21 protein-coding genes and 1 pseudogene are annotated in these 20,824 nt (G+C 72.2%); 10 read left to right on the forward strand and 12 right to left on the reverse strand.

Annotation, left to right across the window (positions count from 1 at the left end):
• Positions 1-166: 166 nt before the first annotated feature.
• From ACF1BE_RS20510 to ACF1BE_RS20525, 4 genes are all read right to left on the reverse strand, one after another.
• The gene (locus tag ACF1BE_RS20510; protein ID WP_392200465.1) at positions 167-997 is read right to left on the reverse strand and encodes a MetQ/NlpA family ABC transporter substrate-binding protein; all 831 of its coding nucleotides are present in this window, start codon (positions 995-997) and stop codon (positions 167-169) included.
• A 66-nt stretch (positions 998-1,063) separates the two neighbouring features.
• Positions 1,064-1,801 carry a methionine ABC transporter permease gene (locus ACF1BE_RS20515; protein ID WP_392200466.1) on the reverse strand — a complete coding sequence of 246 codons (738 nt, stop codon included), beginning with the start codon at positions 1,799-1,801 and terminating at the stop codon, positions 1,064-1,066.
• Positions 1,798-2,841 carry a methionine ABC transporter ATP-binding protein gene (locus tag ACF1BE_RS20520; protein ID WP_392200467.1) on the reverse strand — a complete coding sequence of 348 codons (1,044 nt, stop codon included), beginning with the start codon at positions 2,839-2,841 and terminating at the stop codon, positions 1,798-1,800. Before ACF1BE_RS20520 ends, ACF1BE_RS20515 begins: the two co-directional genes overlap by 4 nt.
• Before the next feature lie 385 nt (positions 2,842-3,226).
• Positions 3,227-3,877 (reverse strand): HAD family hydrolase, encoded by a 651-nt coding sequence (locus ACF1BE_RS20525; RefSeq protein WP_392200468.1) that lies wholly within the window; start codon positions 3,875-3,877, stop codon positions 3,227-3,229.
• A 69-nt stretch (positions 3,878-3,946) separates the two neighbouring features.
• On the opposite strand from ACF1BE_RS20525, the gene ACF1BE_RS20530 reads away from it, so the two are divergent.
• Both ACF1BE_RS20530 and ACF1BE_RS20535 read left to right on the forward strand, forming a co-directional pair.
• Entirely contained in the window at positions 3,947-4,306 is a 360-nt protein-coding gene (locus ACF1BE_RS20530) for a hypothetical protein (protein WP_392200469.1), read from the forward strand.
• Between the two features lies 1 nt (position 4,307).
• Entirely contained in the window at positions 4,308-4,727 is a 420-nt protein-coding gene (locus ACF1BE_RS20535; RefSeq protein ID WP_392200470.1) for a hypothetical protein, read from the forward strand.
• A gap of 56 nt (positions 4,728-4,783) precedes the next feature.
• Here ACF1BE_RS20535 and ACF1BE_RS20540 read toward each other — a convergent pair whose 3' ends face one another.
• The 3 genes from ACF1BE_RS20540 to ACF1BE_RS20550 form a co-directional block, all read right to left on the reverse strand.
• Positions 4,784-5,281: a GNAT family N-acetyltransferase gene (locus tag ACF1BE_RS20540; RefSeq protein ID WP_392200513.1), complete on the reverse strand. Its 498-nt coding sequence runs from the start codon at positions 5,279-5,281 to the stop codon at positions 4,784-4,786.
• Positions 5,282-5,338: 57 nt separating this feature from the next.
• Positions 5,339-5,833, reverse strand: a complete 495-nt coding sequence (locus ACF1BE_RS20545) for a sigma-70 family RNA polymerase sigma factor (RefSeq protein WP_392200471.1) — start codon at positions 5,831-5,833, stop codon at positions 5,339-5,341.
• Between the two features lie 92 nt (positions 5,834-5,925).
• On the reverse strand, positions 5,926-7,101 hold the full coding sequence (locus ACF1BE_RS20550) for a glycerophosphodiester phosphodiesterase (RefSeq protein ID WP_392200472.1): 1,176 nt from the start codon (positions 7,099-7,101) through the stop codon (positions 5,926-5,928).
• Between the two features lie 382 nt (positions 7,102-7,483).
• Between ACF1BE_RS20550 and ACF1BE_RS20555 the strand changes: the two genes are divergently transcribed.
• Together ACF1BE_RS20555 and ACF1BE_RS20560 are read left to right on the forward strand one after the other, a co-directional pair.
• Positions 7,484-8,155: a lysophospholipid acyltransferase family protein gene (locus ACF1BE_RS20555; protein ID WP_392200473.1), complete on the forward strand. Its 672-nt coding sequence runs from the start codon at positions 7,484-7,486 to the stop codon at positions 8,153-8,155.
• Positions 8,156-8,282: 127 nt separating this feature from the next.
• Positions 8,283-9,917 (forward strand): multicopper oxidase family protein, encoded by a 1,635-nt coding sequence (locus tag ACF1BE_RS20560; protein WP_392200474.1) that lies wholly within the window; start codon positions 8,283-8,285, stop codon positions 9,915-9,917.
• Positions 9,918-9,974: 57 nt separating this feature from the next.
• Here the strand turns inward: ACF1BE_RS20560 and ACF1BE_RS20565 are convergent, their stop codons facing one another.
• From ACF1BE_RS20565 to ACF1BE_RS20585, 5 genes are all read right to left on the reverse strand, one after another.
• Entirely contained in the window at positions 9,975-11,498 is a 1,524-nt protein-coding gene (locus tag ACF1BE_RS20565; RefSeq protein ID WP_392200475.1) for an MFS transporter, read from the reverse strand.
• Positions 11,495-12,046: a TetR/AcrR family transcriptional regulator gene (locus ACF1BE_RS20570; protein WP_392200476.1), complete on the reverse strand. Its 552-nt coding sequence runs from the start codon at positions 12,044-12,046 to the stop codon at positions 11,495-11,497. Before ACF1BE_RS20570 ends, ACF1BE_RS20565 begins: the two co-directional genes overlap by 4 nt.
• Positions 12,047-12,131: 85 nt before the next feature.
• Complete coding sequence (locus ACF1BE_RS20575) at positions 12,132-13,103, reverse strand: aldo/keto reductase (RefSeq protein ID WP_392200477.1); 972 nt, start codon at positions 13,101-13,103, stop codon at positions 12,132-12,134.
• A gap of 152 nt (positions 13,104-13,255) precedes the next feature.
• Positions 13,256-14,689 carry an argininosuccinate lyase gene (gene argH / locus ACF1BE_RS20580; protein WP_392200478.1) on the reverse strand — a complete coding sequence of 478 codons (1,434 nt, stop codon included), beginning with the start codon at positions 14,687-14,689 and terminating at the stop codon, positions 13,256-13,258.
• Positions 14,690-14,797: 108 nt separating this feature from the next.
• Positions 14,798-15,991 carry an argininosuccinate synthase gene (locus ACF1BE_RS20585; protein WP_392200479.1) on the reverse strand — a complete coding sequence of 398 codons (1,194 nt, stop codon included), beginning with the start codon at positions 15,989-15,991 and terminating at the stop codon, positions 14,798-14,800.
• 219 nt (positions 15,992-16,210) lie between these two features.
• On the opposite strand from ACF1BE_RS20585, the pseudogene ACF1BE_RS20590 reads away from it, so the two are divergent.
• The 6 genes and pseudogenes from ACF1BE_RS20590 to ACF1BE_RS20615 form a co-directional block, all read left to right on the forward strand.
• Positions 16,211-16,651: pseudogene (locus tag ACF1BE_RS20590) on the forward strand (hypothetical protein); the annotation flags it as partial.
• Positions 16,652-16,779: 128 nt separating this feature from the next.
• Positions 16,780-17,367 (forward strand): pyridoxamine 5'-phosphate oxidase family protein, encoded by a 588-nt coding sequence (locus tag ACF1BE_RS20595; protein WP_392200480.1) that lies wholly within the window; start codon positions 16,780-16,782, stop codon positions 17,365-17,367.
• A 3-nt stretch (positions 17,368-17,370) separates the two neighbouring features.
• Positions 17,371-18,081, forward strand: coding sequence for a L,D-transpeptidase (locus ACF1BE_RS20600; protein ID WP_392200481.1), 711 nt, complete (start codon positions 17,371-17,373; stop codon positions 18,079-18,081).
• Positions 18,082-18,269: 188 nt separating this feature from the next.
• Positions 18,270-18,671 (forward strand): FMN-binding protein, encoded by a 402-nt coding sequence (locus ACF1BE_RS20605; protein WP_392200482.1) that lies wholly within the window; start codon positions 18,270-18,272, stop codon positions 18,669-18,671.
• A 59-nt stretch (positions 18,672-18,730) separates the two neighbouring features.
• Entirely contained in the window at positions 18,731-20,113 is a 1,383-nt protein-coding gene (locus ACF1BE_RS20610; protein ID WP_392200483.1) for a ferric reductase-like transmembrane domain-containing protein, read from the forward strand.
• A gap of 16 nt (positions 20,114-20,129) precedes the next feature.
• Positions 20,130-20,824: FMN-binding protein (locus ACF1BE_RS20615; RefSeq protein ID WP_392200484.1), on the forward strand; the 695-nt coding region annotated here is incomplete at its 3' end.

The following is a 20,824-nucleotide window of genomic DNA, read 5'->3' on the forward strand; positions in this document are numbered from 1 at the left end:
CTCGCCCGCTTGAGCCCCCTCCCGCCCCCCCCCCCCCCCCCCCCCGGGGGGGGGGGGCCCCGGGGGCGGGGGGGGGGGGGGGGGCCGGGGGGGGGGGGGCCCGGGGGGCCCCACCGCCCGTGCGATCAGAAGCGGGGGATCAGAAGCGACGGATCAGAAGGAGGGATCAGAAGGAGGGGATGACCGAACCCTGGTACTTGTCCTCGATGAACTTCTTCACCTCGGGCGAGGTGAGGAGCTTGGCGAGCTTCTTGACCCGCGGGTCCGTCTCGTTGCCCTTCTTCACGGCGAGGAAGTTGCCGTACGGGCTGTTCTTCGCGGACTCCAGGACCAGGGCCTCCTTCGCGGGCTTGATGCCGGCGGAGATGGCGTAGTTGCCGTTGATCACGGCCGCGTCCACGTCGTCCAGGGAGCGCGCGGTCTGGGCCGCCTCGACCTCCTTGAACTTGAGGTTCCTGGGGTTCTTGGTGATGTCCTGCGGGGTGGCCTCGGTGCCGACGCCGTCCTTGAGGGTGATCAGCCCGTGGGAGGCGAGCAGCTTCAGGGCGCGGGCCTCGTTGACGGCGTCGTTCGGGACGGCGACGGTCGCACCGCTCTTGAGGGCGTCGGCCTTCTTGATCCTGTGGGAGTAGAGGCCGAGCGGCTCCAGGTGGACCGTGACGACGGGCACGACGTGCGTGCCGCGCTTCTTGTTGAAGTCGTCGAGGTACGGCTGGTTCTGGAAGTAGTTGGCGTCCACGTCACCGTCTTCGGTCGCCGTGTTCGGCGTGATGTAGTCGGTGAACTCCCGGACCTCCAGGTCGAGGCCCGCCTTCTTCGCCAGGTTCTTCTTGACGTAGTCGAGGATCTCGGCGTGCGGGGTCGGGCTCGCGGCGACGACCAGCGGGCCGTTGTGGTCGGAGGAGCCGGAGTCCTTGTCCGAGCCGCAGGCGGTGAGCCCGACGGTGAGGGCTCCGGCGGCGAGGACGGCGGTGGTGAGTTTGGCGGTGTTACGCACGAAAAGTGCCTTTCCTTATGGGTGGTGCGACCCCGTGTCGGGTTACGGGGGGTCTTCGGGGTGCGGTCAGGCGACCTTGCTGATGTCGGCCGCCGCGGGCTCCTTGGCCTTGAGCAGGCGGAGCTTGGGGACGGGACCGGAGCGGGCGCCGCGGTGGTGCAGCGAGCGGGCCGCGAGGTCGCCGGCGAACTGGATGACGGTGATGACGACGGCGAGGATCGCCACGATCACCCACATCAGTCCGGTTTCGAAGCGCTGGTAGCCGTAGCGGACGGCGAGGTCGCCGAGACCGCCGGCGCCGACGGTGCCGGCCATCGCGGAGTAGCCGATGAGGGCGACGAGGGTGGTGGTCGCCGAGGCGATCAGGGAGGGCAGGGCCTCGGGCACCAGCACCTTGCGGACGATGGTGAGGGTGCTGCCGCCCATCGACTGCACGGCCTCGACGAGCCCGCCGTCCACTTCGCGGACAGCCGTCTCGACCAGCCGGGCGAAGAAGGGGATGGCGCCGATGGCCAGCGGCACGATGGCCGCGTCACGGCCGATGCTGGTGCCGGTGACGAAGCGGGTGACGTCGGTCAGCGCGACCATGAGGATGATGAACGGCATCGAGCGGGTGATGTTCACGACCTGCCCGAGGACCTTGTTCACCACGACGTTCTGGAGCAGGCCGCCGCGTTCGGTCAGGACGAGCAGGATGCCGAGCGGCAGACCGCCGACGACGGCGATGAGCGTGGACCACCCGACCATGTAGAGGGTGTTCCAACACTCGGGCTCCAGCAGCTCCCACATCTCGGACCAGGTCACTTCGCACCCTCCTTGACCAGCAGGGGCTCGTCGCCCTCGTGGCCGACGACATCGATCTGAAGGCCCTGTTCGCGCAGGAATCCGACCGGCACCACGTTGTCCTCGTAGCGGCCGGGCAGTTCGATGCGCATACGGCCGATCTGGAGGCCGCCGACGGTGTCGATGGCGGCGCCGAGGATCGAGATGTCGATGTTGTAGGTGCGCGCGAGCTGGGAGATGACCGGCTGGGTGGCGGCCTCGCCGTGGAAGGTGACGTCCAGGACGGTCCGGTCGGTGCCGGAGGCCTCGCCGCCCACCGGGAACAGTGCGGCGGCGAGCGTGGAGCCCGGGGTGGCCAGCAGCTCGCCGACCGTGCCGGATTCCACGATCCGGCCGCGCTCCATCAGGGCCGCGGAGTCGCAGACCGACTTCACGACGTCCATCTCGTGGGTGATGAGCAGGACGGTGAGGCCGAGCTGCCGGTTCAGGTCGCGCAGCAGCTGGAGGATGGAGCGGGTGGTCTCGGGGTCGAGGGCGCTGGTGGCCTCGTCGGAGAGCAGCACCTTGGGGTCGCCGGCGAGGGCGCGGGCGATGCCGACGCGCTGCTTCTGTCCGCCGGAGAGCTGGGCGGGGTAGGCCTTGGCCTTGTCGCCGAGGCCTACCAGGTCCAGCAGTTCCAGGGCCTTGCGGGAGCGTTCCCTGCCGGACCTGCCGAGGATCTCCAGCGGCAGCTCGACGTTGTCCTGGACGGTCCGCGAGGAGAGCAGGTTGAAGTGCTGGAAGACCATGCCGATCCGGCTGCGGGCGCGGCGCAGTTCCCTGCCGGCGCGCGGGCCGCGGCCGGCCAGGGCGGTGAGGTCCTGCCCGGCGACGGTCACGGTGCCGGAGGTGGGGCGCTCCAGCAGGTTGACGCAGCGGATGAGGGAGGACTTGCCGGCACCGGACTGGCCGATGACGCCGTAGACCTCGCCTTCGCGGACGTGCAGGTCGACGCCGTCGAGGGCGGTGACCTCACGGCCGCGGGAGCGGTAGACCTTGGTCAGGCCCGAGGTGGTGATCACGTGGGTTTCCGTCACTGTCGAGTGCGCGGGCGCAGGTGTGCCCGGGCACGAATGCGTTGTGTGCGTTCGGTCAGGGACGCGGCACGGTTCTCGGGTGGCGGGGAACCGGGGAGAACGGCGTGTGCGCGGGGCGGCCTCGGTCACGTACGCCGGGGTGCCGGCGCGGGACGGGCCACGGCTCTCGCTTCGGGGCGCGAGGCTCGGCTGGTGCGGGGGCCCTCTAGAAGGCGCACATTCGACACGGACACATACAACGAGCACCGGGCGTGCTGGTCGCCTCGGTCGCACGGGTGCGGCTGCTCGTCGTGGTCATGCGATCAGTAAAGCAGACGTACGGTCCTGACCGGTCGCGGCTGTCCGGATAGTGGACAGTCGCGGACAGGGTTCAGCCGCGGACGGCGATCTCCACGGTTTCACCGGTGACCAGGGCCGACAAGGCCGACAGGTCCGCGACCACCAGGTCGGCGTCCAGCTCGTGCGCCGGGTGGGTTGTGGCCAATGCCACGGTGGTCATGCCGGCCGCGCGGCCCGCCCGGAGTCCGGCGGGCGCGTCCTCGAAGACCACGCAGCGGGCCGGGTCCACGCCGAGCTGCCGGGCGGCGAGCAGATAGGGCTCGGGGTCGGGCTTGCCGCGGGTGACGTCGTCCGCACAGACCAGGGCCTTCGGGAGGATGCCGACGGCATCCAGGCGGGCCTCGGCCAGGCGGCGGGTGGCGGAGGTGACCACGGCCCAGCGGTCGGCCGGCAGGGAGTCCAGGAAGGCCCGGGTGCCGGGCAGCAGGCGCACACCGCCGTCGGGTACGTCCTCGACCTCCAGCTGCTCGACCCGGGCGACGGCCTCCGGCACCAGGCGGGCGGGCAGCAGGTCGCCGACGATCTCGACCGCTGTGCGCCCGTGCAGCTCCACGCGCCCGAACGCCTCCGCGGTGATCCCGTACTCCCGCGCCCATGCGGTCCAGCAGCGCTCGACGGAGTCGAGGGAGGAGACGAGGGTGCCGTCGTTGTCGAACAGGAGGGCGTGAGCGTGGATCGTCATGGTCCCGACCCTACGGTGTACGCCGGGGTCGGCGGCGGTGGGCCTTTTCCGCCGTAATAGGGTCACGGCATGCTCAACGTCCTGATGCTGGTGACCGGGGTCGCCGCGCTGTTGCTCGCCGCCTGGTGCGGCTGGGCCGCGTATCGCGACCAGCCGACCAAGGACTGGCATTTCATCGGCATGGCGGTGGTGTCGCTGCTGGCCGTGATCCAGCTGGTGGCCGGGATCGTGCTGCTGGTGCGGGGCGAGAAGCCGGAGCAGGGCACGACGATCTTCGTGTCGTATCTGCTGGGCGCGTTCGCGTGCGTCCCGGCGGCGGGTTTCATGTCACTGGCCGAGCGCACGCGCTGGGGTTCGGTGACGGTCGCGGCGGGCGGTGTGGTGCTGGCCGTGCTGGAAGTGCGGCTCTACGACATCTGGGGAGGCTGAGGTGACCGCGGTGGAGGAGAAGCCGGTCCGGCTGATCAGCGGGCCTGGCCTGCTGCTCGTCTGGTTCTACGGCGTGATGGTGGTCGGCGCGCTGTCGCGGTCGGCGTACCAGATCGCCACGGAGTTCGACCGGGCGCCGCTGGCGTACTCCCTGTCGGCCGTGGCCGGCCTCGTGTACGCGTTCATCACCTACACGCTGGTGCGGGGCGGGGAGACGGCCCGGCGGGCGGCGTCGGTGTGCTGCGCCGCGGAACTGGCCGGGGTGCTGCTCGTCGGTACGTGGACGCTGGTCGACCGCTCGGCCTTCCCTGACGCCACCGTGTGGTCCGACTACGGCATGGGCTACGTCTTCATCCCCGTGCTGCTGCCGCTGTCCGCCCTGTACTGGCTGCGCAGGGCGCGGGTCCGCAGGGGCGCCTGAGGGCGGCGGCCGGGGGCGGCCGCGCGGTCCCCGGCGCCCTCGCGGGGCACCGCGTCTCAGGCCGTCTGCGCGTACTCCCCGGCCGGCTTCTCCAAAATGATCATCTCGACGCCGTCGGCGCCCTTGGCCCGGCCCACCGTCTCGTATCCCACCCGGCGGTACAGCCGCAGGTTGCCCTCGCTGCGGTGGCCGGTGAAGAGGCGGAACCGGGTGGCGCCGCGCTCCCCGGCCAGTGCCGCCTCGGCCGCGCGGAGCAGGCGGGCGCCGATGCCGTGCCCCTGGAGGCGCGGGTGGACGCAGAGCTTGCCGATGGCCGCGGCACCGTCGTCGGTGATCCTGCCGCGCACGGCGCCCACCACCTCCTCGCCGAGCCGGGCGACGAAGACGCAGTCGCCGTCGACCTCCTGGCGGACGGACTCCAGGGTCTGGACGAGCGGGTCGATGCGGTAGTTGCCGTACAGCGCCGCCTCGCTCTGGAAGCACAGGTACTGGAGCCGGAAGATCTGCTCCGCGTCCTGCCCGGTCGCCACCGAGATGGTCACGCTCATGCCCATGTGCGCACGCCTCCCGCTCACCTGATCACCTGTCGTCCCTCACTCCTATCCCCGCGCTCATCGGGAAGCAACCTCCGGGCTGAGCAAACGCCGAAGACATCCCAGACATCTGGAGCGTTCCGGCCCGAGACTGCCCTGTGAGATACCCAACTCCCCCGCGATTTCCCGGTAGGTGGGGTCCTTCGGGGAGAGCAGGGCCTCCAGGAGGCGGGGGCAGCGGCCGGGCAGGCGGCGGACCGCGTCCCGCAGCGCGCGGTACCGGGCGGCCGTGAGGGCGTCCTGCTCGGGGCCGGGGCGGGCGTCGTCGGCCGGCTCCGCACCGTACGGACGTTCGCGACGGGTGGTGCGGCGGGTGCGGCGGGCCTCGGCGCGCACGGCCCTGCGCAGCCAGCCCTGCGGGTCCGGCGGCGGCCCGTCGGTCTGCAGCCGCTCCAGCAGGCGGAGCCAGACGGCCTGTTCCAGGTCGCCCGGCTCGCTCCCGGAGGCATATGCCTCGGCGGAGGCCTCGGCGGTCAGCAGCGGGTGCAGGGCGGTTACCAGGTCGGGCGTCATATGCGGAACGACGAGCCGCCCCGGCGGCGGGTTGCCGGGGCGGCGCAGAGTCACCCCGAACGGGGGGCCGGCGTGTGCGGCGGTTGACGCGCTCAGCGGTTCAGGAAGTCCTCGCGAGCGAGGAGGCCGGTGTCGGCGTTGTCGGTGAAGACGCCGTCGATACCGGTAGCGAAGTACGTCCGGAAGGCGCCGAAGACGTCGCCGTACCCGTCGGCCGCGCCGCCCTTGCGGTACTCGGCCGGCAGAAAGGGGTTCTCGTTGCGCATGGTGTAGGGGTGCAGGACCAGTCCCACCTTGTGCGCGTCGGAGACCAGCGTGGTCGGCCGGCCCAGGGTGCCGTCCGCGTTCCTGGGGACGACCAGGTCCAGGGTCGGGCCTATGCCCTGCGCGTAGCCGGCGATCTCCCGCAGGCCCCCGGGGGTGATGAGGTCGGCGACCGTACGCGGGTCGCCGGCCGCGACGAAGTCGTACGGGCGGCTGTCCGCCGAGGAGAGCAGGACGACCAGCGGGTTGTCGACCAGCCGGTTCAGCCGCTGGATGCTGGTCGGTTCGAAGGACTGGAGGATGACCGGCGCGTTCCTGCCGTCCTTGCCGTACTTGCGCAGCAGCTTCGCCACCCTCTCCTCCAGGGGGAGGCCCAGCTCGCGGAAGTAGGTGGGGTGCTTGGTCTCGGGGTAGATCCAGACCTGCCTGCCGCGCCTGCGGGTCTGCTCGTCCTGCCACTTCAGGACTTCCTCGAAGGTGGGGATTCCCCAGCGGCCGTTGTAGAGGGTGTTGTGCGGCCGGTTGGCCGGGATGCGCTCGACGGCGCGCAGCGTCTTCAGCTCGGCGAGCGTGAAGTCCTCGGTGAACCAGCCGGTGGTGGAGACGCCGTCGAGCACCTTGGTGGTCCTGCGGTCGGCGAACTCGGGGTGGGAGGCGACGTCCGTGGTGCCGCCGATCTCCGGTTCGTGCCGGCAGACCAGGTGACCGTCCCTGGTCGGAACCAGGTCACCCGCCTCGACGACGTCGGCGCCCAGGTCCAGGGCCAGCTCGTACGAGCCGAAGGTGTGCTCGGGACGGTAGCCGCTGGCACCCCGGTGGCCGATGATCGTCGGCACCGGCAGGCTCTTGAGCCCGCGGCCCCCGTGCCCTGCCGTCCGGGTCCCGGTGGCCCGGGCGGTGCCGGGCAGCCCGAGGGCCGCTCCGCCCGCGCCGAGCACCGCGGCGCCGAGCAGTGCCCGCCGTCCCGTTCCCTGCGTCTGCCCGTTCGCCTGGTCGCTGTCCATGAACGCTCTCCTGCCGCCTTCGCCCTGTGTCCTGATCCCGGCGCTCCGTCTGCGGGCCGCGCCTCGGTGCGGGCCGATCGTAGGGGCGGGCACATGACGGGAGGGAGACCTCGGTGCGAACACCCGGGTGAGGTCGCGCGTCCGCTCGGGCGGCGCGAGGTGGGGCCGTCGGCGTGGCGGGGCCCTGGAGCGCGCGATGTGCGTCACACCGGCGCGGGAGCGTGACGGACCGGTACCGGCACGCAACCGCAGGTAAACCCGCGTCAACTCTTCGTAAGGCCTCGGTGAACCGGGCGTTCCCGATGTGCGCCCGGGCCGGACCCGCGAGTAATGTCCTCACCTGCACAGACTCATATCGCTTCCCTCGCCGTCGGAGGACCCGTTGTCCCGCTTCGCGCTCATCAAGGCAGTGCTCGGACCGATCATGCGTCTGATGTTCCGCCCACAGGTGGAGGGCGCGGAGCACATTCCCGGGGACGGCCCGGTGATTCTGGCCGGCAATCACCTCACCTTCATCGACTCGATCGTGCTGCCGGTGGTCACCAAGCGGCAGGTCTGCTTCATCGGCAAGGACGAGTACGTCACCGGCAAGGGCGTCAAGGGCCGGCTGATGGCGTGGTTCTTCACCGGCGTGGGCATGATCCCCGTCGACCGGGACGGGGCGAACGGCGGCGTGGCCGCGCTGATGACGGGACGTCGGATCCTGGAGGAGGGCCGGGTCTTCGGCATCTACCCGGAGGGCACCCGGTCGCCCGACGGCCGGCTGTACCGGGGACGCACCGGCATCGCGCGGCTGACCCTGATGACCGGCGCGCCGGTGGTCCCGTTCGCCATGATCGGCACGGACAAGCTCCAGCCGGGCGGCCGGGGCATCCCGCGGCCGGGGCGGGTCACCGTCCGGTTCGGCGAGGCCATGGAGTTCTCCCGCTACGAGGGCATGGACCGGGACCGGTACGTGCTGCGGGCGGTGACGGACTCCGTGATGACCGAGGTGATGCGGCTGTCCGGCCAGGAGTACGTCGACATGTACGCCACGAAGGCGAAGGCCGCCTAGGACGGTCCCGGCCCGGCGGGCGTGGCGACACGCGTCCGTCCGCCTGCCGGAGGAATCTGTCCCCGACACATGGGGCATTCGGCCGTATCTCCCGGCTATATGACCGTACGACATGTCTCATTTAGATATGTTCACTCCTTCTCGGCGTACCCTGCTCCGTGCCCCCGTCGCCGGCGCGGGCGCGGGGCTCCTGGCGGCCTGCACCAGCTCCGGCTCCGGCTCGGGGCCCCGGCCGGGCGCCGAGCGCAGCGGCGTGCAGGGTGACTTCGTCCCGGCGGGTCCCCGGGGGTACGTCAACCCCTCGGACCCGGAGGTGCGTGCCGCCGAGCGGAAACGCGGGTCCGGCCCCGTCCGCACGCACCGGTTCACGGCTGCCGAGAGCACGCTGGACCTGGGCGGGCGGGCCGTGCGCAGCTGGGCGTACAACGCGTCGCTCCCCGGTCCGCTGGTGCGCGTCACCGCCGGTGACGTGCTGGACCTGACGCTCTCCAACCGGCTGCCCGCGACGACCACGCTGCACTCCCACGGGGTACGGCTGCGCTGCGACATGGACGGCACCCCGGAGCTGACCCAGGCGGCCATCAGGCCCGGGGCCGACTTCCGCTACCGCTTCACCGTCCCGCATCCGGGCACCTACCTGCTCCACTCCCACGTCGGGATGCAGGCCGACCGCGCGCTGTACGCGCCGCTCGTCGTCGACGACCCCAAGGAGCCCCTCTCCTACGACAAGGAGTGGCTCGTCGTCCTGGACGACTGGGTCGACGGCGTGCAGGGCTCCACCCCCGACGAGGTGCTGCGCCAGCTCGCGCCCGGCGCGGACGGCTCCATGTCCATGCACGGCATGGCCGGCCCGGGCCACGGCAGCCCGGGCCCGCACGGCACGGCGAGCCGGCACGCGTCCCCGTCCAGGAAGCCGGCGGGCCCCTCCCGGGTCCTGCGCGAGTCCCACAGCCGCATCCTGCACGGCGACGGCGGCAGCGTCGGCTACCCCCACTACCTCGTCAACGGGCGCGTGAACACCAGTCCGTCGGTGTTCCGCTGCCGTCCCGGCGACCGCATCCGGCTGCGCATCATCAACGCCGGTTCCGAGACCGCCTTCCGGGTGGCGCTCGGCGGCCACACGATGACGGTCACGCACACCGACGGCTACCCCGTGCGGCACAAGAAGACCGACGCCCTGCTCATCGGCATGGCCGAGCGCTACGACGTCCTCGTCACCGCCAAGGACGGCGTCTTCCCTCTCGTCGCGCTCGCCGAGGGCAAGAAGGGCCAGGCACTCGCCGTCCTGCGCACCGGCAAGGGGAGGGAGGTGCCGAAGCCGGACGTCCGGCCGGACGAACTGGACGGCAAGGTCGTCCCGGCGCGGCGCCTGGTACCGGCCGAGTCCGTGGCGCTGCACGACCGCGAGCCCGACCGGGAACTGCGGATCAGGGTCACCGGCACGATGGAGAAGTACGACTGGGGCTTCGACCACCAGGCCTACGACGTGCGCCGTCGCCATCCGGTCAAGGCCGGTGAACGGGTGCGGCTCACCCTCATCAACGCCACCGACATGTGGCACCCGCTGCATCTGCACGGGCACACGTTCTCGTTGACCGGGCTGGACGCCGTCGGGGCGCTCAAGGACACGGCGGTGGTGCTGCCGCACCGCAAGCTGGTCGTCGAGTTCGACGCCGACAATCCCGGGCTGTGGATGCTGCACTGCCACAACCTGTACCACTCGGAGACCGGGATGATGACGGTGCTGGGGTACCAGCGCTGACCGGTACGGATGCCGGGGAGCCGGTCGCGCGGCGCCCCGCTCTCGCGGGCGGCGCCCTCAGCCGCCGGTCTCCAGTTCCTGGTGCCGCAGCAGGAACCAGGACACCGCCGACGCCGCCAGCAGGACCGCCGCCCCCGCCGCCGAGGCCAGGTGCAGGCCGTGGACGAAGGACGTCCGGGCCGCGTCGAGCAGGGCCTCCGCCTGGTGCGGGGCCATGTGCGCCGCCGCCTGCGTGGCCGCGCCGAGGGATTCGTGGGCCTCGGCCGGGGTGCCTGCCGGGCCCTCGAAGCCGCGGTAGACGCCGGTCACGATGGAGCCCAGCAGGGCGATGCCCAGGGCCGCGCCCAGTTCGTACGCCGTCTCGGAGACCGCGGATGCGGCGCCCGCCCGGTCCCTGGGGACGCTGGAGAGGATGACGTCGGCCGTCACCGTGAACGAGAAGCCCGCGCCGACGCCCACCACCAGCAGGGCGGCACCGAGGACCGGGTAGCCGGTGGACCGGCCGAGCATCGTCAGGGCGGCGAGGGCGATGCCGACCGCGGCCAGGCCGCCCGAGACCACCGTACGGACCGTGAGGCGCCGGGCGGCGCGGCCCGCGACCAGGCCGGCCGTCACCGCGCCCACGGCCGCGGGCAGTTCGGCCAGACCGGCTTCCAACGGGCGTCGGCCCTGCACGAGTTGCAGATACTGGGAGAGGAAGAACACCAGGCCGGACATGCCGAGGACGGTCAGCAGGTCGGCGAGGACCGCGCCGCTGAAGCCGCGGCGCCGGAACAGGCGCATGTCGAGCAGCGGCATGGGCATGGTGAGCTGGCGGTGGACGAAGCCGTACAGGGCCGCCGCGCCCAGCAGGCCGGCGGCGAGGGTCGTCGGGGTGAGGCCGTGGGTGGCGGCTTCCTTGACCGCGTAGACCAGGGCGATCATGCCGACCAGCGACAGCAGGACACTGCTCGCGTCCCAGGGGCCCGGGCGGGGGTCGCGGGACTCGGGCAGGGTACGGATGCCGACCAGGACCAGGACGGCCATCACCGGCAGGTTGATGAGGAAGACCGACCCCCACCAGAAGTGCTCGAGGAGGAAACCGCCGGTGATGGGGCCGACCGCCGTACCGGCCGAGGCGGTGGCGCCCCAGACGCCGACGGCGAGGCTGCGCTCACGCGGGTCGTGGAAGAGGTTGCGGATCAGGGCCAGGGTGGCGGGCATCAGGGTCGCGCCCGCGACGCCGAGCAGTGCCCGGGCGAGGATCATCAGCTCGGGTGTCCTCGCGTAGGCGTTGAGGACGGACAGGGCGCCGAACGCCGTGGCGCCGCACAGCAGGATCCGCTTGCGGCCGACGCGGTCGCCGAGGCTGCCCATGGAGACCAGCAGGCCGGCGATGACGAAGGAGTAGACGTCGCCGATCCACAGCAGCTGGGTGCCGGAGGGGCGCAGGTCCTCGCTGATGTAGGGGGTCGCCAGGCCGAGGACGGTGGCGTCGACGGCCACCAGCAGCACGGCCAGGACGAGGACGGAGAGCGCCAGCCAGCGGCCCGGGCGCTTCACCGCCTCGGTCGCGTCGGCCGGCCGCAGGGTGCTGGTCATGGTTCCTCTCTCCGCAGAGCGCCGCCGAGCAGCAGCTCGGCGATCATGGTCGGGAAGTCGCGGGCGGCCACCCGGCCGTCCAGGGTGGCCCAGGCGCAGGAGGCGATCAGGCCGTACAGCGCCTCGGTGAGCCAGGCCGGGGTGAGGTCGATACGGAACGCGCCGTCGCGCTGTCCGCGCTGGAACAGGGCGCCGATGCGGGTGTCCAGGCGCTGCCAGCCGTCGTGCTGCCGGTCGCCCTCCCACAGCTGGTTCTCGCCGTAGAGGAACGCGAGCAGCCCGGCGGCCGGCTGGATCTCGCGGAGCAGCCTGCGTACGGCCTCGGGCGCGGGACCCTCTTCGGGCCGGGCCCGCTCCAGCGCCGCCTCGCACTCCGCGATGCCGAGCGACTCCAGCGCCCGGACGAGCGCGTCACGGCCGGCGAAGTGGCGGTGCAGCGTGGCCCGGCTGATCCCGGCCGCGCGGGCGACCTCGTCCATGGTCGCGGTGGATCTGCGGGTCAGCAGGGCGGCTGCGCTGCGCAGCACGTGGTCACGGTCGAGGGCCATGAGACAAGAGTAGCCCAGATGAGACATTTATGTCTCATTAAAGGCGCGCGTAACCCATCCCGCCGGGTCGTGCGGCGTGTCGCGATCAGTGCCAGGGCAGCTGCCCGCGCCGCTCCCAGTAGGCGTGCGGGTCCTCCGCCAGCGTGGCGAGGCGGGCGAGCCGGTCCTCGTCGAGGTCGACGGCGGGAGCGTGCAGGTTGGACGTCAGCTGGGCGACGGTCGCGGCGCCGGAGAGGACCACGCCGGCCCACGGCTGCCGCAGGACCGCGGCGAGGGCCACGGCGTCACAGCCCAGCCCCGTCGCGGCGGCCACCTCCCTGAGCGCGTCCGGGGCGTACGGTCCGGCCAGCCGGCCGTTGGCCATGCCCTCCTTGACGATCACGGTGAGCCCGGCGTCGTGCGCCTCGGCGAGGGCCGGACCGGCCGAGGTCTCCAGGACGTTGTACGTCGACTGGACCGTACGGAAGAGGGGCTCGCCGCCGACCGTCACGGCGAGCGCGGCGCGGACCGCGTCGGCCTGGGCGGGGCCGCTGGTGGAGAAGCCGACGGTGAGACCGCCGGCGGCGGCGTCCGCCAGCCGGGCGTGCAGGTCCTTGTCGGTGAGGGCGGGACTGTCCGGGGTCACCGAGTGGATCTGGTAGAGGTCGAGCCGGCCGCCGAGCAGGGCGTCGGTCTCGGCGCGCTGGCGTTCGTAGGTGGCGAGGCCGTGGTCCTTGACCTCGTGCCGGTCGGCGTCGGTGGACCAGCCGGCGGTGTAGGTGTAGCCCCACTTGCTGCCGACGACCACGTCGTCGGTGCCTGGGCGGGCGTTCAGCCAGTCGGCGAGGAACTCCTCGCTGCGGCCGTAGGAGCGGGCGACGTCGACGTAGCGGACGCCCTGCGCGTAGGCGGCGTCCAGGAGTTCGTGGGTGCGGGCGCGCATCGCCTCGACGCCGCGGTCCTGGCCGAGGTCCTCGTCGCGGCCGAGGTTGATGTAGCCGGGGCGGCCGACGGCGGCCAGGCCGAGGCCGAGGTGGCAGGTCGGCGTGGTGGCGGTCGCGAGACGGGCGAAGGGCATCGCGGGCTCCGTGGGGTCGGCTCCGGGCAGGGGCTTTCGACCAACGTAACCCGCGATGACCTTGGTCCGGCCGCCGTACCGCCCGGGGCGTGCGGCGGTTCGCCCCGGGGACGGTGCTGTGCGGGCGTCGCGCGCCGGTGGCGGCGCCGTCCTCAGCCCTGCTTCCCGGCGGCCGCCCAGGCGTGCTGGCGCGCGAGGTCCGCCTTGACCTCCGCCAGCTGGACGGCGACCGCGCTGGGCGCCGTACCGCCGCGGCCGTTGCGGGAGGCGAGGGAGCCGGGGACGCTGAGGACCGTGCGGACCTCCGGGGTGAGGTGGGCGGAGATCTTCGCGAACTGCTCGTCCGTGAGGTCGTCCAGCTCCTTGCCCTCGGCCTCGGCGGCCTTCACGCACTCGCCGGCCACCTCGTGCGCCACCCGGAACGGCACACCCTGCCTGACCAGCCATTCGGCGATGTCGGTGGCGAGGGAGAAGCCGGCCGGGGCCAGTTCCGCCATGCGCTCGCGGTGCACCGTGAGGGTGGCCATCATGCCGGTGAAGGCGGGGAGCAGCACCTCCAGCTGGTCGCAGGAGTCGAAGACCGGCTCCTTGTCCTCCTGGAGGTCGCGGTTGTAGGCGAGGGGCAGGGCCTTCAGCGTGGCCAGCAGACCCGTCAGGTTGCCGATCAGACGGCCGGACTTGCCGCGGGCCAGCTCGGCGATGTCGGGGTTCTTCTTCTGCGGCATGATCGACGAGCCCGTGGAGAACGCGTCGTGCAGGGTGACGAAGGAGAACTCCTTCGTGTTCCAGATGATGATCTCCTCGGCGATCCGGGAGAGGTTCACGCCGATCATCGCGGTGATGAACGCGAACTCGGCGACGAAGTCCCGGGAGGCCGTGCCGTCGATGGAGTTGCCGGCGCTGCCGTGCTCGAAGCCGAGGTCACGCGCGACCGCCTCCGGGTCCAGGCCGAGCGAGGAACCCGCCAGGGCGCCGGAGCCGTACGGCGACACCGCCGTCCGCTCGTCCCACTGGCGCAGCCGCTCGGCGTCCCGGGACAGGGACTGCACGTGCGCGAGGACGTGGTGGGCGAAGAGCACCGGCTGGGCGTGCTGGAGATGGGTGCGGCCGGGCATCGCGACATCCGGGTGCGCCTCGGCGAGGCCGACGAGCGCGTCCTGGAGGTCGGCGATCAGGCCGCCGATGATCCGGGCGTGGTCGCGCAGGTACATCCGGAAGAGGGTGGCGACCTGGTCGTTCCGCGACCGTCCCGCCCGGAGCTTGCCGCCGAGGTCGGGGCCGAGGCGTTCCAGCAGGCCGCGCTCCAGCGCCGTGTGGACGTCCTCGTCGGCGACGGTGCCCACGAAGGCACCGGAGGCCACGTCCGCCTCCAGCCGGTCGAGTCCGGCGATCATGCGTGCCAGCTCGTCCTCGGTGAGGAGCCCCGCGGTGTGCAGCACGCGCGCGTGGGCACGCGAGCCGGCGATGTCGTAGGGCGCCAGCCGCCAGTCGAAGTGGACGGACGCGGACAGCTTGGCCAGGGCCTCGGCGGGGCCGTCGGCGAAACGGCCGCCCCAGAGCCGTACGTCACCGCTGTTGCTGCTCACTTGCGTTGCTCCTCGGAGTCTCGGTGGGCCACCGCCTCCCGACTCTGCCAGGCGGTCGGGTGGCTGTCAGGCTGATGCGTGCGGGACGACCCGAAGGCCGTACGGCGGTTACGCCGGGCCGCGCTTGGCGGCGATCTTCGACGACAGGCTGTATATGTCGATGAAGCCCTTGGCCGCGGACTGGTCGAAGGTGTCGCCGGTGTCGTAGGTGGCGAGGTCGAAGTCGTACAGCGAGGCCTCGGAGCGCCGGCCGGTGACGACGGCGCGGCCACCGTGCAGGGTCATCCGGATGTCGCCGCTGACGTGCCGGCTGGCCTCGTCGACGAAGCCGTCGAGGGCGCGCTTCAGCGGTGAGAACCACTGGCCGTCGTAGACCAGCTCGCCCCAGCGCTGCTCGACCTGCCGCTTGTAGCGGGCGAGTTCGCGCTCGACGGTGACGTTCTCCAGCTCCTGGTGGGCGGTGATGAGGGCGATCGCGCCGGGCGCCTCGTACACCTCGCGGGACTTGATGCCGACGAGGCGGTCCTCGACCATGTCGATCCGGCCGACGCCCTGGGCGCCGGCGCGCTCGTTGAGCTGCTGGACGGCCTGGAGGACGGTGACGGGCCGGCCGTCGAGGGCGACCGGGGCGCCCGCCTCGAAGGTGATGACCACCTCGTCGGCCTCGCGCGGGAGGGCCGGGTCGGCGGTGTACTCGTAGATGTCCTCGATCGGGGCGTTCCAGATGTCCTCCAGGAAGCCCGTCTCGACGGCGCGCCCGAAGACGTTCTGGTCGATGGAGTACGGGGACTTCCTGGTGGTGGCGATGGGGAGCTGCTTGCGCTCGCAGAAGGCGATCGCCCGGTCGCGGGTCATCGCGTAGTCGCGGACCGGGGCGATGCAGGTGAGGCCGGGGGCGAGGGCGGCGATGCCGGCCTCGAAGCGGACCTGGTCGTTGCCCTTGCCGGTGCAGCCGTGGGCGACCGTGGTGGCGCCGTGCTTCTCGGCGGCGGCGACGAGGTGCTTGACGATCACCGGCCGGGACAGGGCGGAGACCAGCGGGTAGCGGTCCATGTAGAGGGCGTTGGCCTTGATGGCGGGGAGGCAGTATTCCTCGGCGAACTCGTTCCGGGCGTCGGCGACCTCGGCCTCGACGGCCCCGCAGGCGAGGGCGCGCTTGCGGATGACGTCCAGGTCCTCGCCACCCTGGCCGACGTCCACCGCGACGGCGATGACCTCGGCGCCCGTCTCCTCGGCGATCCAGCCGATGGCGACGGAGGTGTCCAGACCGCCCGAGTAGGCGAGTACGACGCGCTCGGTCACGGTTTTCTCCTCACACACTGCCTTCACCGACCTGCCTGCATGAGTATGCAGCGCTCTGCATGATTCGTCAATCAGCGTGGCCGGGGAGGGAGATTTTCGGGGCGGCTGAACGGATGAAACCGCTTTCCCGTACTTCCCTGCGCACGCAGGCGCCGCGTTGCTCCGGCCCCGTCACCAGGGGCTGACCCGACCCACTCCTGACCCAAGTGAGGCATCCGCATGTCCAGGGCTCTCCAGAAGTACAACCAGCGTCGCGTGGCGGTCATCGGCGGCGCTGCCGCCGTGGTGCTGTCCGGCGCGGTGATCGCCGGCTCGGCCCTCGCCGGCACCCCCGCCGGGAGCGACGGCGCCACCGGCGCGCGCACCCTCGCGAGCCCCGGGACGATCACGTGCCCGGACGTCGCCTCGCAGCTCCCCGCCGTCCCCGCCTCCGCCAGGGCCGAGGTCGACCGCAACCTCGCCCTCCTCCAGACCCAGATCCAGGAAGCCGACACACGCCTGCGCGACACCGTCGGCCAGGGCGGACCCAACTTCGTCGACAACGCCATCCTCGGCCCCCTGAAGGACAAGCGCGTCTCCGCCATCGACCGCATCGCCATCAGCATCGGCCGCAAAGGCACCAGGCCCACCGGCCTGGACTCCCTGGCCGCCTGCACGCTCACGAAGTGAGGTAGCGGGCAGCGTGGCCGCCCCGACGAGCGCCGGCCGGGGCGGCCACGGCAGGACCCCCTTCGCCGGCCGGTCGATCACTCGGACAGCCGAACGCATCACGCCGATAATCGTCGGACATGGGAAAGATTCATGAGCGCATAGACGGCAGACTCCGCGCCTTCATCGAGGAACAACCCCTCTTCTTCACCGCGACCGCCCCGCTCTCCGGCGACGGCACGGTCAACCTCTCCCCCAAGGGCCTCAAGGGCTCCTTCGCCGTGCTCGACGAACGCACCGTTGCCTACTTGGACTTCGCCGGGTCCAACGCCGAGACCATCGCGCACCTCAGGGAGAACGGGCGGATCACCCTGATGTGGTGCGCCTTCCAGGGCCCGCCGAACATCGTGCGCGTGCACGGCCGGGGTGAGCCGGTCTTCCGCGACGACCCGCGCTTCCCGGAACTCCTCGCCCGTTTCCCGGACATCGACCCGAGCGCGCACGGGCTGCGCGCGGTCGTCGTGGTGCACGCCCGACTGGTGCGGGACACCTGCGGGTACGCAGTCCCCCACATGGCGTACGAGGAGGAACGCGACCTGCACCGCAGCCGGTTCGCGCGCGAGGACGACGCCTCGCTGGACGCGTACTTCACCAGGAAGGAGCACATCGCGACCAGCCTGGACGGACTCCCCGGACTGCCGTTGCCGCTGCCGCCCTCTACCGTCTGAGCCATGCGCCCCGGTGTGGTCCTCGCCCTCGTCCCCGCCTCCTGCCTCGCCCTGCTCGGCGTCGCGCCCGTGCCCGGGCCGGTGCCGCTGCCGCTGCCCGCGCGGATGGCGGACACGGGCGGCGGCGGCCAGCTGATCACCGCCGAGGCCCCGGACACCGCCGCCACGGCGGGCACGGTCAGCTGGTGGGACCTGCGGGAGGGGCAGTGGGTCCGGGCCGGGTCCGCACCGGCGCGGTTCGGCTCCAACGGGCTGGTGGAGGGCGGCACCCGCAGCCAGGGCACGAACACCACACCCACCGGGCTGTACGACCTCCCCTTCGGCTTCGGGATCCGGCCGGCGCCGGCCGGGACGACTGTCACCTACCGTCCCGTGCGGGAGACTTCCTGGTGGTGCCAGGACGACGAGTCGACGGCGTACAACCGGTGGACGGACCCGCTGCCGGCCGACTGCCGCGCCGACCGGTCCGAGCATCTGATCTCCTACGGGACGCAGTACGCGTACGGCCTCGTCGTCGGCTTCAACTACGACCGGCCGGTGCGGGGACGCGGCGCCGGCATCTTCCTGCACGTCAACGGGCAGGGCGCGACGGCCGGCTGTGTGTCCGTCCCGGAGGACGCCATGCGGCAGATGTTGCGGTGGGCCCGGCCGGACCAGCGGCCGCACATCGCCATCGGCACGGTGGGCGGGGCGACGGCGCTCGCCCGGTACTGAGGTGCCGGTCGCCGGGCGCGGCCCTCAGGACGGCAGGCGCACTGTGCACGTACTCGGTCGTCGTACGAGGACGGCACCTGGAGTACCTGGGAGCGCGGCCGGGGCAGTTCTTCCGCTGGCGGTTCCTGGCCGAGGGGGCTGGGCCGGGCCACCGGATCCTGCCGGCCGGTGCCGCGACCGTCTCCGGGATGATGCTGCTGCTGTCGCTGAAGCCGCACACGAGCCCGGCCCTCGCCGTCGGCACGCACCCACCGGCACCGGCGAGCAGCGTCGCCGGTGCCTCCCCGGGGGCGACGCGGGCGCCCGCCACCGGCACCAGGACCGTCACCGGGGACACCGTCCAGACCCGCTGGGGCCCGGTCCAGGTGCGGGTGACGCTGGGAAGCGGCAGGCTCACGGACGTCACCGCCGTCAGCTGCCCGCGGGACAACCCGCGCGACCGGGAGATCAACGGCTACGCCCTCCCCCAGCTGCGGCGGGAGGCGCTGACCGCGCAGAGCGCGCAGATCGACACGGTTTCGGGAGCCACGTACACCAGTGACGGCTACCGCCAGTCCCTCCAGTCCGCCCTGGACTCGGCGGGCCTCTGAACACCCGGCGCATCCGGCACGTATCTGTGGGCCAAGGGTCAAGTCCCCACGGAGGAACCGTGACCACCACGCTCGCAGGCGGACGCGCCGCCCGCCGACAGACGATGCGCCGTATCCGTCCGCGTCGTTCCCCGGCAGTCCCGCTGCTGCTCGCCCTCTGGGCGGGCGCGGCTGCCGTGCTGTGGCTCTGGTGGCACGACACGCCGGCCATCGGCGACGACACCGGCCGCATCCTCAACGCGGGGCGGATCACCGGTCTGCTGGCCGGGTATCTGATGGCGCTGGTCGTGCTCCAGATGGCGCGGGTCCCGGCCCTGGAGCGGCGGGTCGGCTCCGACCGGGTGGCCCGCTGGCACGCGATGAGCGGCCGGTACACGCTGTGCCTGATCGTCGCGCACGTCTTCCTCACCATGTGGGGGTACGCGCTCCAGGCCGGCAGGTCGCTCGGCGACATCGTGCGGCAGACGACCGACTCCGTCGAACAGCTGCCGGACATGGGCAAGGCCGCGATCGGCACGGGCCTGTTCGTGGTCATCGGCCTGTCGTCCATCGGCCCGGTCCGCCGCCGGCTGCCGTACGACGCCTGGTACCACGTCCACCTGCTGACGTACGCGGCGGTGTTCCTGACGTTCTGGCACCAGATCACCACCGGCAACGACTTCGCGGTGGAGCCCGCCGCGAAGACCTTCTGGTACGGGCTGTACGGCGCGGTCACCGCGCTCGTCCTCTGGTACCGCGTTCTCACCCCGCTCCGCCTGAACCTCCGGCACCGCATGCGGGTGGAGGCCGTCATCGAGGAGACGCCCGGCATCGTGTCGGTGCTGATCGGCGGGCGGAAGCTGCACCGGATGGGCGCCGAGGCGGGCCAGTTCTTCCGCTGGCGGTTCCTGGCCCCCGGGATGCGCTTCAGCTCCCACCCGTACTCCCTCTCGGCCGCGCCGCGCCCCGGCATGCTGCGGATCACGGTGAAGGCGATCGGCGACCACAGCGCCCGGCTGCGCGAGCTGACGCCCGGGACGAAGGTGTGGGCGGAGGGACCGTACGGCGCGCTCACCGCCCAGCGCCGCAGCCGGGGCAAGGTGCTGCTGGTCGCGGGCGGGGTGGGCATCACGCCGATGCGCGCGCTGTTCGAGACGCTGCCCGGGGCCCCCGGTGACATCACACTCCTCTACCGGGCCAACACCACCCAGGACCTGGCCCTGTGGGACGAGCTGGCGGCGATCGCCACGGAGCGGGACGCCCGGCTGATGTACGCGGTGAACAGCCCGGACGGCGAGCGGCCGGACATCTCCGCGGAGAACCTCCAGCGGAAGATCCCGGACATCGACCAGCACGACGTGTTCATGTGCGGCCCGCCCGGGTTCGCGCAGTCGGTGTACGAGGCACTGCGCGGCGCCGGGGTTCCCGCACGCCGTATCCACCACGAGTCGTTCGAGATGTGAGCGGAGCAGCGAAGCGATGAGGAAGAGCCATCCCGTTCGGCGGGTCGTGCTGGCCACCGCGGCGACCGTGTCCGGTGTCGTGCTGCTGCTGTCGCTGAAGCCCGCCTCGGACCCGGCCGCCGCGTCGGCGGCCGGCGCGGTCCCGCAGCAGCCGGCGGCGGGGCAGAAGTCGCCGCAGGGCGGCGCGCAGGCCCCGGCGGGCTCCGGCACGGTCACCGGGGACGCGGCGGGGACGCAGTACGGGGCCGTGCAGGTACGGATCACCGTCGCCGACGGCAAGATCACCAAGGCCGAGGCGGTCCAGGCCCCCAAAGGGGGCCTCAGCGACCAGAAGACCCAACTCGCCGTCCCCCGGCTCAACCAGGAAGCCGTCGCAGCCGGCACCGCGCACATCGACACCGTCTCCGGCGCCACCTACACCAGCGAGGGCTACCGCAAGTCCCTCCAGTCCGCCCTGGACAGGTTGAAGCCGGCGTCCCCGGGCGCCACCGGCTCCGCACAGGCCCGTACGGTCACCGGGAAGGCGGCGGAGACGCAGTACGGGGCCGTGCAGGTACGGATCACCGTCGCCGACGGCAAGATCACCAAGGCCGAGGCGGTCCAGGCCCCCAAGGGCGGCCTCAGCGACCAGAAGACCCAACTCGCCGTCCCCCGGCTCAACCAGGAAGCCGTCGCAGCCGGCACCGCGCACATCGACACCGTCTCCGGCGC

The sequence above is a fragment of the Streptomyces sp. NPDC014991 genome (assembly GCF_043080665.1).
In the GTDB taxonomy this organism is placed as follows: Bacteria; Actinomycetota; Actinomycetes; order Streptomycetales; family Streptomycetaceae; genus Streptomyces.